Source organism: Paenibacillus gallinarum (genome assembly GCF_014836635.1).
In the GTDB taxonomy this organism is placed as follows: domain Bacteria; phylum Bacillota; class Bacilli; order Paenibacillales; family Paenibacillaceae; genus Paenibacillus; species Paenibacillus gallinarum.
In genome coordinates this window covers 1-12411 of record NZ_JACSQL010000005.1, presented here as the reverse complement: position 1 = coordinate 12411, position 12411 = coordinate 1, and the positions used below count along the sequence as shown (strand labels likewise).

Sequence of the window (12411 nt, the reverse complement as noted above, 5' to 3'; positions counted from 1 at the left end):
AAAGGAGGATTAACATTGAAGGTTACTTCTTTACAACTTGAAGGTGCAAATATCATTGAACCCATAGTCCATGGAGACCATCGTGGTTTTTTTATGGAAAGCTATAATGAAGAGGTTTTTCAACAGAACGGAATTAATCATAAATTTATTCAAGATAATCAATCGCTTTCTGCTGAGCCGGGAGTTATACGTGGATTACATTATCAGCTCAATCCGAAAGCACAAACCAAACTTGTGCGAGTGATATCAGGAGCTATTTATGATGTCATCTTAGATATCCGTACGAACTCCCCCACCTTTGGTCAATGGGTAGGAGTCATTCTAAGTGAGCACAACAAACGTCAGCTACTAGTTCCTAAAGGCTTCGCACACGGATTCTGTACTCTAGTTCCAAATACACAAGTTCTCTATAAAGTGGATGAATATTATTCACCGGAAAACGACAGAGGGATTCTGTGGAATGACCCTGCACTGAATATTGATTGGCCAACTAGTCAGCCTATTCTTTCAGATAAAGATCAAACACACCCAATATTAGCGAATGCTGAGTATAACTTTGAGTAGGAGGCCAATATGAAATTACTCGTCACCGGGGGAGCCGGATTTATCGGAAGCAACTTTGTTCTCTACATGTTGCAGCAACATCCTGACTATGAAATTATCAACGTCGATTCACTCACTTACGCAGGAAATCTTGAGAACTTAAAATCCATTGAACACAACCCTAAACACACCTTCGTTAAGGCAGACATTACAGATGCACAAGCGATAGAGCAACTGATGCAACAAGATATAGATGTGGTTGTAAATTTCGCAGCAGAATCACACGTAGATCGTAGTATTCTGGAACCGGATGTATTCGTTAAAACAAACGTGCTAGGAACGCAGGTATTACTAGCTTCAGCCAAGAAATATAATGTTAGCAAGTTTGTACAAGTTTCGACTGATGAAGTCTATGGTTCCCTTGGAGATACTGGATTATTTACGGAGGACACACCGCTTGCACCAAACAGTCCTTATTCAGCGAGTAAAGCAGGTGGGGATTTGCTTGTGAGAGCATATCATGAAACATTTGGCCTACCTGTAAATATCACGAGATGCTCTAATAACTATGGACCCTACCAGTTTCCAGAGAAACTTATTCCTCTTATGATTTCTCACGCTCTTTCGGACAAACAACTTCCTATATACGGAGATGGACTAAACGTAAGGGATTGGCTGTATGTGGAGGACCATTGCAGTGCGATTGATTTGGTTATTCATCAAGGGCGACTTGGAGAAGTATATAACATTGGTGGCAATAACGAACGGACCAATGTACATATCGTTGAGACCATTCTTGCTGAGCTTGGTAAACCGAAGTCATTAATTACGTATGTGCAGGATCGACCGGGTCATGATCGTCGATATGGAATAGACCCGACAAAGACGATGCAGGAACTCGGATGGAAACCAAAGCACTCGTTTGAAACAGGAATTCAAGAAACAATTCAGTGGTATTTAAAAAATAAGGACTGGTGGACACGAATTCAGTCCGGAGCTTACCAAGAATATTACACCCAACAATATGGGGGCCGTCTGGGGGACGAATAAAATGAAAGTGCTTGTTACCGGCGCAGCAGGTCAGCTAGGAAAAGACATCGTTTTGTTGCTGCAAAGCAAGGACTGTGAAGTCCTTGCTTGTGATCGAAACATCTTGGATATTACAGATGAAGAACAATGCCAGTCCGTTGTCTCTGAATTTATGCCTGATGTTATTATCCATTCAGCTGCTTACACAGCAGTAGATGCTGCTGAAAGTGATGTGGAGGGTGCTTATAAAGTCAATGCAATAGGCAGTCGTAACTTAGCAGTGGCTGCTGAAAAAGTTCAAGCTAAAATTGTCTACATCAGTACAGACTATGTTTTTAATGGTCAGTCAGATGAGCCTTATCAAGAATATGATAATACGGATCCCAAAAGTATCTATGGCAAGTCCAAGAGAGCAGGAGAAGTATTAACTCAAACGTTGTCTACCCGCTATTTCATCGTTCGTACTTCATGGGTATATGGCTTACATGGTAACAACTTTGTGAAGACCATGCTTAAATTAGGACAGGAAAAACCTTTGCTACAAGTTGTAAATGACCAGAAAGGTTCACCAACATATACAGTTGATTTAGCTGCTTTTCTTTTTGATCTTATCCAGACCGAAAAGTATGGTGTGTATCATGCGTCCAACAGTGGCTCATGTACATGGTATGAATTTACAAAAGCTATTTTAGAAGATGCGAAAGATATTTTAAGTATTCATGTTACTGCTTCTTTGGAACCCTGTGGTACGGAACAGTTTCCAAGACCTGCTCCCCGTCCTCAGAATTCAGTAATGGAACATCTCTCTATTCAAACAAATGGCTTTACTGATTTACAGCCATGGCGTGATGGTCTCAGGAGCTTTTTAAAGCAATTGCGAGATAGCAGTGTACCAAGCGAGCGTAGTTAGAATAGATTTATATTAAAACTTTATTTATAAGGGCTTCTTTACATCCATCGGACAACGAAGATGTGAGAAAGCTCTTTTTTATTTAATGATAAATTGTGGTTGTTGGGTTAATATGGAATAAATGAAAAGTGATATTTATAGAGTGAGGATAATACATTGATGCTGAATATGACAAAAAATGAATTTTTAGCAGATGAGGATATACATAACATTAAGGTGAGCGTCCATATTGTTACTTATAATAGTCAGGACGATATTCTTATTTGTGTAGACCATGTCCTAAAGCAAAGTTACCTAATTGATTCTATTGTTATCGTAGATAATGCATCTTCGGACCATACTGTTGAATACATTAAACAGCTATTGGAGCGACGAGGAGAGCAAAAACCTCGAGTAATATTTATCGAAAATAAAGTGAACGTTGGTTTTGCTCCAGCTCACAATCAGGCTATCCAACATACAGATACTGATTATGTTCTTGTTCTTAATCCAGATGTTTCTTTAGAGCCGAACTACATCTCTAATATCATCCAATTTATGAGTGTTCATCAGCAGGTGGGTAGTGCTACGGGAATATTAAAATTAAAAGCAGATCCTTCAATTGTTGACACAACGGGATTAGTAATGAATAAAGCTTACCGAGCTTTTGACCGTGGAGCGGGAGAACAAAGTTCTAATTGGTCTAAGTCAGGATTTGTGTTCGGTGTTTCTGGAGCAGCCGCGATGTACTCTCGCCAAATGATTCATGATATTAGTATAGATGGTGAGTTCTTTGACAATGATTTTTTTGCTTATAAAGAGGATGTAGATGTGGCTTGGAGGGCTCAGGTAAAGGGATGGAAAGCCTATTATGTAGCTGAAGCTGTGGGTTTACATGAGCGGGGATGGAAAAAAGGGGGACGAGAGAGCATTCCATTATTCATCCGCAAAGCTTCTTATATTAATCGTTATAAAATGATATATAAAAATGAGAGGTTTACTTCTTTTATTAAAAAAGTACCGTATGTATTACCATATGAATTCGCAAGTAATTTATATTTTCTATGGAAAGAACGTAAGGTATTACAAGAGTGGGGCTCTTTTTATAAGAAACGCTCAGAATTAAAGAGAAAACGTGCACAAATCCAAGCAGTTAGGACTAGAGAGTAAAAGTAAGGATATTTTGGAAATTATCAATCGGATTATGATATAATTGTTGAATAGATTAGTATATTTTGTCAGGAGTTTTCATATGGATCTCAGCATTATTATCGTCAATTATAATACGAAGAAGCTGACAATAGATTGTATTGCATCTGTCTATGCTTCTAGCACTACCTATAGCTATGAAATCATTTTAGTAGATAATCATTCTTCCGACGCAACCGTAGAAGCCGTAGAACAACAGTTTCCTAATGTAAAAATCATACGCAACCTCACCAACACAGGGTTCGCAAAAGCGAATAATCAAGGAATGCAGATCGCATCCGGTCGCTACATTTTGCTCCTTAATTCGGATACCATTGTACAGGCAGATACCTTTCAAACGATGCTTCGATATATGGATGAGCATCCTGAGACAGGCGCATCTGGTTGCAAGGTGATTTTACCCGATGGTTCCTTAGACAAGGCTTGCAAGAGGGGATTTCCAACGCCTTCTGCATCATTCTATTATGCATTTGGTATTTCAAAGCTTTTCCCGAAAAATCCGAGATTTAACCAATACCAACTAGGACACCTTGATCCCGATGAATCGTATCCTGTTGATTGTCTGGTAGGAGCATTTATGCTACTCAGATCAGAAGTGATTCAGGAGATTGGTGGACTGGACGAGACGTTCTTTATGTACGGTGAAGACATTGACTGGTGTTACCGAATCAAGCAAGCAGGATGGGGTATTTACTATTACCCTCATACATATATTGTTCACTACAAAGGCGGAAGCGCTAAACGCAGACCACGCAAAATTATTTATGAATTTCACCGAGCAATGTGGGTCTTTCACCGCAAGCACTACCATAAGCGATACAACTTTTTTACGAATACAGCTGTCTACACGGGAATTGGTCTCAAGTTAACTCTGTCTCTGATAAAAAACATGCTTCCAGCTAAACGGGCAGCATCGCACCCTAGTACGAACCAAACAACAGAATCTTCAAGCGAGGTGAAATCATGATTCGCAGAAATCAGCAAATCCTGACGCAACTTTATGTATGTGTTGATTTTCTGATCATCCAATTATCGTTTTTGCTCGCATGGTGGTTAAAGTTTGAAAGTGGTTGGATTCCTTATGAGAACCCGCTTCCTTTAGAGACATATACATTGTGGAGTCTGGTTTACGGTTTGATTGCTATTGTAATGGGGTTTCTTTTCTCCATATATGCACCAAAACGTAAGAAACGGTTTGCGGATGACTTTTGGAAAATCATCGAGATCCACACGGTAAGTATATTTATACTTTTAAGCTTGATGTTCTTTTTCAAAGAAGTTAACATCTCGCGTTCATACTTAGCCATTTATATGGTGGCAAACATTATTTTCACATTAACCTACCGGTACGGGCTAAAAAGGTTACTGAAATCTTTACGAGAAAAAGGATATAACCGGCAGTTTGTTCTTGTTCTTGGGGCGGGTTCGTTAGGTAAAAGGTTCTACAACAATTTACAGCAGCATGCCGATATGGGATATGAAGTAATTGGTTTTCTAGATGATTACCGTAGATGGGATGCTGAGGAAACGAAGCAATATAAACCAATTATGGGTGTTATGGATGATTTGGAGACTATTCTCTCAGACGAAATGATTGATGAGGTCGTTCTCGCTCTTCCGCTGGATGCCCATGACAAGTATCCTCAGATCATTAACACATGTGAAAAAGCCGGAGTTCGTACGCTTATAATCCCTGACTTTTTTGACTACCTACCAGCAAGACCGATGTTTGATTATTTTGCAGGGATGCCGCTTATTAATGTAAGGGATATCCCGCTCGATCTTTCCGTTAATCGTTTTGCCAAGCGGATGTTTGACATTATGTTTTCCCTAGTAGCAATCCTTATTACTTCGCCAATGATGCTTATCATCATGATAGGGGTTAGATTAACCTCTTCAGGTCCGATTATTTTCAAACAAGAGCGGGTGGGCCTAAACAGGCGGACTTTCTATATGTACAAATTCCGTTCAATGAAAATATTGCCGGAAGGTACAGTAGACAATGGATGGACAACAAAAAACGATCCAAGACGAACAAAGTTTGGCTCTTTTCTTAGAGCGACAAGTCTTGATGAATTGCCGCAATTTTTTAATGTACTATTTGGTCACATGAGTGTGGTTGGACCGCGCCCGGAACGTCCGCATTTTGTAAACCAGTTCAAAGAAGAGATTCCAAAGTACATGATCAAGCACCACGTCAGACCGGGTATAACGGGACTTGCTCAAAGCCAAGGACTTCGAGGAGATACTTCAATTGAAGATCGGATTGAGCAAGATATTTTCTACATTGAGAATTGGTCTTTATTATTCGATATTAAAATTATTTTTAAAACGATTCGTAATGGCTTCAAAAACGCTTATTAATAGATACGATTTCCTCACTCGCTGCCTATCTTCTGTAGCTTACCAAGGAATGTATAGGCGAAAAAAATAAGCCCGCTTTTAGATACTCTGTACAAGGATTGTATGTACTAGGTTCTTTTAGGCGGGTTTTATTATGTTGATTTCTATATTACATCTGACGCAATATCCTAATGTCGTTCTCTTGATGACATACTGATCTAACTTAAACTACATCACCTTACCTAGACACCTCCAATAATTAACTTTGTTCCCCTAAAATGCGAACATAAATTGACACTCACTTCCCCCTGACTTAGACTTAGCAGTAGAGGTTTTTCGTATGATTAAAATCTTAGATTTACTCACCTAATCTTAAGTATAAACATGCAGCATGGAGGAATGAACTGTTGAAGGAAATGATCAAGGATTGGAAGCATATTTTCAAGCTGGACCCCGACCGGCAGATGACAGATGATACACTCGAAGCCGTATGTCTCTCTGGATCGGATGCGATTATGATCGGGGGTTCTTCAGGTATTACCTATGAGAATACGGTCGATTTACTATCTCGTGTACGAAGATACGAGCTGCCTTGTGTGCAAGAGGTGTCGGATTTAACCGCGGTGGTGCCAGGCTTCGACCTATATATGATTCCTATGGTACTGAACACAGATCATTCACGCTGGATCACAGGACTTCATCAGGCTGCAATTGAAGAGTACGGATATATGATTCCGTGGGAACTGCTGGTTCCTGAAGGATACATCGTTCTAAATCCAGACTCGACCGTAGCGAAGCTGACAGAAGCGAACACGGATCTAGAAGAGAGCAGTGTTACAGCATATGCGCAGGTCGCGGACAAACTGATGAATCTACCCATTGTTTATGTAGAGTACAGCGGTGCATTTGGTGATATGGCAATTGTGAAAGAGGCTCGCCAAGCGATATCTAATGCCCAGTTGTTTTATGGCGGCGGGATTTGTGATGAGGTGACAGCGAGGGAAGCTGCTGGGGTTTCAGATACGATCATCGTTGGCAATATCTTATATCGTGATCTGAAGGCTGCGCTTTCTACTGTATCAGCCGTAAAGTCCGAGTAGAGCCGGAATAATGAGTATATTTGTCTAGACTTTACAAGTTGAGTCTGAATGCTAGCTAAGGGTACAATGAATACCTCAGGAACTGATTTTGATTATCCACCAAAAATAAAGCTACGATTATATCTTTTATCTATCATCTTAATTGAACTAAACAAACATGGTCTTTAGGCCAGTCCATCTTGCCCATTTGACTTCACTGATTTCACGGCTATTTAAGTAATAGCCGGTGCATAACCATGAACGTCGGTGGGTCATTTCTTTTGACTAGCATGTTCTTCTTACATCAACACCATATTAATAGAAGAAAGGGGCTTGCATTTATGCAATCCATTGACATACAAGACGCGATTTCGCGACTTAACCCCCCGCAGCGAGAAGCTGTAGTGACTACCGAAGGACCGCTGTTGATTATGGCCGGAGCAGGAAGCGGTAAGACCCGTGTGCTTACCCACCGGATTGCCTATCTTGTAGCCACCAAGAAGGCAGCACCTTGGAGCATTCTAGCTATTACGTTTACGAATAAAGCAGCACGTGAAATGCAGGATCGTGTTTCGAGGCTCGTTGGCGGATCTCAAGGACGAGATATCTGGGTTTCCACATTCCACTCCATGTGTGTACGAATCTTACGCAAAGATATTGAGCGCATCGGTTTTACCTCAAATTTCAGTATTTTGGATTCATCTGATCAATTGTCTGTTATTCGTAACTGTATGAAAGACCTGAATATCGATACCAAAAAATTTGAACCAAAAGCCGTTCAGGCTGCAATGAGTGCCGCGAAGAACGAACTAATTACACCGGCACAATATGAAGCAAAGATTGGCGATTATTTTGAAGGAATTGTGGCGAAAGTATACACCAAGTACCAACAACGTCTCAGAGCGAACAATTCGCTTGATTTCGACGATTTGATTATGACCACTATTCAGCTTTTTAAAGAAGTACCCGAGGTTCTCGACTTTTATCAGAAGAAATTCCAGTACATCCACGTGGATGAGTACCAGGATACAAACCGTGCGCAGTATATGCTCACCCGTATGCTGGCGGACAAGCATCACCGGATTTGCGTCGTAGGGGATAGTGACCAGTCGATTTATCGCTGGCGGGGAGCAGATATCACGAACATTCTGAACTTTGAAAAAGATTATCCAGAAGCTCGCACCATCATGCTGGAGCAGAACTACCGTTCCACTTCTAATATTCTAGATGCAGCAAATGCCGTGATTAATCTGAATACAGGCCGTAAACCGAAGAAACTGTGGACCGACAAAACAGGCGGCGAGAAGATTAAAGTCTATCGCGGGGATTCCGAACATGATGAAGGTTATTTTGTTGCTTCCGAGATCAGTAAAAACGTGAAGAATGGGAAATCCTATCAGGCTCATGCTATTTTATATCGTACCAATGCTCAGTCCCGGGTAATAGAGGAAATTCTCATTAAGTCCGATATTCCATACCAGATTGTCGGCGGGATTAAGTTCTATGATCGAAAAGAAATTAAGGATATTCTTGGTTACCTCAAACTCCTCTCTAACCCGGATGATGATATCAGCTTGACGCGGATTATTAACGTGCCGAAGAGAGGTATTGGAGATACGACGGTAGCGAAGCTTGCTACTGCAGCAGGAGAACGAGGAATTTCCATCTTCCGTGTGCTCGAAATTGTTGATGATCTTGGCTTTGCAGGCCGTACACGTAATGCATTAGTAGAATTTTATGATATGATTGCTGCCTTGCACCAGATGGTTGAGTATCTTTCGGTTACCGAACTTACAGAGAAAATTCTCGAGATGAGCCAGTATCGCCTTGAGTTCCAGAACGAGAATACACTTGAATCCAAAGCACGTCTCGAAAATATTGATGAGTTCCTGTCTGTAACGATGGAATTTGAGAAAAATAATGAGGACAAGTCCCTTGTCTCTTTCCTGACAGACCTTGCTCTCATTGCGGATATTGACAGCATGAATGATGATGAAGAGGAACAGGCGGATGCGGTTGTTCTCATGACAATGCACAGTGCGAAAGGTCTTGAATTCCCCGTTGTATTTGTCATCGGTATGGAAGAAGGGGTATTCCCGCATAGCAGAGCCTTTATGGACGAAGAGGAACTAGAGGAAGAACGTCGTCTGGCTTATGTAGGGATTACACGTGCAGAGCAGCAGTTATTCTTGACCTGTGCTCGGATGCGTACTTTATTTGGTCGTACGACAGCTAACCCGCCTTCCCGCTTCCTGGATGAAATTCCGGAAGAACTCAAAGAGGATACCAAGATCGCACGTGACCGCTATCGCCGCGGAACTGGGAACAATACAGGTGGTTCCTATAGCGGCAGAGGGTTTAGCAGCACGGGAACAGGAAGTAACTTTGGGGGCGGAGCACGTAAGGACCTTAGTCTTGGCGGATCGACCGCTTCTGCTGCTTCACGTGTAACAGTTACAACGGGTTCAGGAGGTTCTCAGACATCTGCTGCAGGAGCATCCAAGGATTTTGCGGCAGGCGATAAGGTACAGCATGGTAAGTGGGGAACAGGGACAATCGTCTCTATTAAAGGTACAGGCAATGACACGGAGCTTCAGATTGCATTCCCTGCACCCGTTGGACTCAAACGTTTGCTTGCGGGATTCGCACCTATTACGAAAGTGGAGTCTTAATGATAGACGAGCTTTCAACAATTTAGTCAGCTAATTGCGCTGTAATCATGTTGTGTACAGGTAAGGTAAACATATATTCATACACGATTTATTTGAAAAAAGGCCTGAGCCGGCATTAATGCTTATTTCATTTTTGCTGGCAGGCCTTACATATTAATTCACGGAGGGATCGCCCTGCATGGATCCGATGCATCGTTTAGAAGAGCTCGTAAAAGAGCTGAATCACTATAATTATCACTACTATACGCTCGACAATCCGCTAATCAGCGATAAAGAATATGATGTACTATATGATGAGCTTGTTGCTCTCGAACAAGAAGGGGGAATCATTCTCCCTGATTCGCCGACTCAGCGTGTGGGTGGGGAGATCCTCAAAGGATTTAAACCACATAAGCACTTATCTCCTTTGTGGAGTTTAGATAAAGCCCAAAATATAGAACAGTTGCGAAGCTGGAACGGAAGAGTACAGCGTCTGGTACAGGACTATAATACGAAGAATCCAGACAATCCGCTTCCGACTCCAGAATATGCGATCGAACTCAAATTTGATGGACTTACGCTTAACCTCACCTATACGGACGGTAAGTTAGTTCAGGCTTCTACACGCGGGAACGGTGTGACGGGAGAGGGAATCTTAGCGCAGGTTAAGACAATCAAATCTGTTCCATTAACGATTCCGTATTCAGACGGCACGATAGAAGTTCAAGGCGAAGGTATTATGAACTTATCGGTGCTGAGTAAATATAACGAAACAGCAGCTGAGCCACTCAAAAATGCCCGGAATGCAGCAGCAGGAGCTTTGCGCAATCTTAATCCTAAAGTGACTTCAGAACGCAAACTAAGCGCCTTCTTTTATAATGTTGGATACTCGGATGAGATCCGTTTCTCCAGCCACGAAGAGATGATGCAATTTCTAAGGGATAATCATTTCAAAGTGAATCCATATATCAGCTATTTCACTGAATTTGATGATGTAATGGAGCGTCTAGCTGAGATTCAGGAAAACCGAGATAAGCTGGATTATCTAATTGACGGAGCTGTCATAAAGCTGACGAATATGCGGATGCGTGAAGTCTTAGGTTATACGGATAAGTTCCCTAGATGGGCAGTTGCGTATAAATTTGAGGCGGAAGAGACCACAACCGTCCTGAACGCTGTAAGCTGGAATGTCGGTCGAACGGGAAAAGTAACTCCACTTGCCCGTGTTGAACCTGTTGAACTAGCAGGGGTAACCGTTTCAAACTGTACACTGAACAATGTAGGGGATATTGAACGGAAGAACCTGAAGTATGCACTTGGCACTCGTGTCTTTATTCGCAGATCGAATGATGTCATTCCTGAGATTCTCGGAAAAGTCACTGAGGAAGCAGACGGTGAAGAGATCGTGTTCCCTGTGGATTGTCCAGCTTGCGGTTATCCGCTTGAAGAACGGGGGGCACATCTGTTTTGTAATAACAAATCAAACTGCAAGCCGCAGATTGTAGCCCGTATCTCCCATTTTGCTTCAAGGGACGCCATGGACATTGAGACGTTTAGTGATAAAACAGCCATTCAACTGTATGACGAGGTGGGACTAAAAGAACCAGCAGATCTATACTCTCTCACTTACGAAGATATCATTGGACTCTCTCGCTTTGGAGAGAAAAAAGCGAATAATCTGCTGCAAGCGATTGAAGACAGTAAGGGCAGAGATCTGGCTTCTTTCTTATATGCACTTGGGATACCGAACACAGGGAAGTCGACAACTAGAATGCTGGCAGACCATTACCGCGATCTTCATCGTATTATGGATGCTTCGGTAGAAGAGCTTGTAGAACTCCCTGATGTTGGGCAGATTGTTGCAGAGAGTATCGTGACCTTCTTCCAGGATCCTTTTGTTAGAGCAAGTATAGAAAAGATGCTCTCGCTTGGAGTAGAAGCCAAAGCTCCGGAAGAACCACAAGTAGTCGTTACCGATTCTTTCTTCAGTGGTAAAACAGTCGTTCTCACGGGTACGCTTCATAAACTGACACGTGATGAGGCTACAGAACGGCTTGAAGCACTTGGGGCCAAAGTAACGGGAAGTGTATCTAAGAAAACGGATCTCGTGATTGCAGGTGAAAAAGCAGGTAGTAAGCTTGCTAAAGCCCAACAGCTAGGTATTGATACTATTGAAGATGAAGATGAGCTTATTAGACTGCTTCAGCTATAGGCAAAGTAATAGAAGAACAGGAGTCGTATTTATTAGATACGGCTCCTGTTTTAGTTATATATTAGAACTTAATAAGTAAGGTGTTAAGATAGGAATCTAACTTTTATGTTTTTTTAAGAAAAAGGCTTGTCAAAATTATTTTAACATGATATATTATTTCTTGTCGCTTCGAGCGATACTGTTACGAGGTAGAGAAATCAACTAAGTAACATGTTAAAACAAAATGTCGAAAAAAGTAGTTGACAACGAAATGTTCGACATGTTATGATAAATATCCAGTCGCGAGTAAATGACTGGACAACAAGTTCTTTGAAAACTGAACAAATGGATGATGAACGTCTTTCTTAATAGAAGGACGATAAACTAAAAGAGAACTTTAAGTTCTCGTCAGCATTTTCTAAATGAGCATATCGCTCTTTTCAATAACTTTATTGGAGAGTTTGATCCTGGCTCAGG

The 12411-nt window shown here is 41.6% G+C and carries 9 protein-coding genes; all 9 read left to right on the top strand.

All coding sequences use genetic code 11. The features are described 5' to 3' along the window. The first annotated feature begins 15 nt into the window (after positions 1-15). The 9 genes from rfbC (at position 16) to ligA (ending at position 11955) form a co-directional block, all read left to right on the top strand. Positions 16-564 (top strand): dTDP-4-dehydrorhamnose 3,5-epimerase, encoded by a 549-nt coding sequence (rfbC, locus tag H9647_RS12570; protein ID WP_191800406.1) that lies wholly within the window; start codon positions 16-18, stop codon positions 562-564. Between the two features lie 9 nt (positions 565-573). Continuing rightward, entirely contained in the window at positions 574-1593 is a 1020-nt protein-coding gene (gene rfbB, locus H9647_RS12565) for a dTDP-glucose 4,6-dehydratase (protein WP_191800404.1), read from the top strand. A gap of 1 nt (position 1594) precedes the next feature. Further along, the gene (gene rfbD / locus H9647_RS12560; RefSeq protein ID WP_191800807.1) at positions 1595-2482 is read left to right on the top strand and encodes a dTDP-4-dehydrorhamnose reductase; all 888 of its coding nucleotides are present in this window, start codon (positions 1595-1597) and stop codon (positions 2480-2482) included. Positions 2483-2650: 168 nt separating this feature from the next. Then, a complete protein-coding gene (locus H9647_RS12555; protein ID WP_191800402.1) occupies positions 2651-3631 on the top strand; it encodes a glycosyltransferase family 2 protein in 981 nt (326 codons plus the stop codon). An 82-nt stretch (positions 3632-3713) separates the two neighbouring features. Further along, positions 3714-4637 carry a glycosyltransferase family 2 protein gene (locus H9647_RS12550; RefSeq protein WP_191800400.1) on the top strand — a complete coding sequence of 308 codons (924 nt, stop codon included), beginning with the start codon at positions 3714-3716 and terminating at the stop codon, positions 4635-4637. After that, entirely contained in the window at positions 4634-6034 is a 1401-nt protein-coding gene (locus tag H9647_RS12545) for an undecaprenyl-phosphate glucose phosphotransferase (protein WP_191800398.1), read from the top strand. The genes H9647_RS12550 and H9647_RS12545 overlap by 4 nt, the downstream gene beginning before the upstream one ends. A gap of 395 nt (positions 6035-6429) precedes the next feature. After that, positions 6430-7113 (top strand): heptaprenylglyceryl phosphate synthase, encoded by a 684-nt coding sequence (locus H9647_RS12540; protein WP_404822627.1) that lies wholly within the window; start codon positions 6430-6432, stop codon positions 7111-7113. Between the two features lie 320 nt (positions 7114-7433). After that, complete coding sequence (gene pcrA / locus H9647_RS12535; RefSeq protein WP_191800393.1) at positions 7434-9764, top strand: DNA helicase PcrA; 2331 nt, start codon at positions 7434-7436, stop codon at positions 9762-9764. 178 nt (positions 9765-9942) lie between these two features. Then, a complete protein-coding gene (gene ligA / locus H9647_RS12530) occupies positions 9943-11955 on the top strand; it encodes an NAD-dependent DNA ligase LigA (RefSeq protein ID WP_191800390.1) in 2013 nt (670 codons plus the stop codon). Positions 11956-12411 lie beyond the last annotated feature (456 nt).

What these genes read in the sequence shown, in the direction of transcription:
- rfbB (WP_191800404.1), top strand. Translation starts at nt 574, where the DNA reads ATGAAATTACTCGTCACCGGGGGAGCCGGATTTATCGGAAGCAACTTT.
- rfbD (WP_191800807.1), top strand. Translation starts at nt 1,595, where the DNA reads ATGAAAGTGCTTGTTACCGGCGCAGCAGGTCAGCTAGGAAAAGACATC.
- H9647_RS12555 (WP_191800402.1), top strand. Translation starts at nt 2,651, where the DNA reads ATGACAAAAAATGAATTTTTAGCAGATGAGGATATACATAACATTAAG.
- H9647_RS12550 (WP_191800400.1), top strand. Translation starts at nt 3,714, where the DNA reads ATGGATCTCAGCATTATTATCGTCAATTATAATACGAAGAAGCTGACA.
- H9647_RS12545 (WP_191800398.1), top strand. Translation starts at nt 4,634, where the DNA reads ATGATTCGCAGAAATCAGCAAATCCTGACGCAACTTTATGTATGTGTT.
- H9647_RS12540 (WP_404822627.1), top strand. Translation starts at nt 6,430, where the DNA reads ATGATCAAGGATTGGAAGCATATTTTCAAGCTGGACCCCGACCGGCAG.
- pcrA (WP_191800393.1), top strand. Translation starts at nt 7,434, where the DNA reads ATGCAATCCATTGACATACAAGACGCGATTTCGCGACTTAACCCCCCG.
- ligA (WP_191800390.1), top strand. Translation starts at nt 9,943, where the DNA reads ATGGATCCGATGCATCGTTTAGAAGAGCTCGTAAAAGAGCTGAATCAC.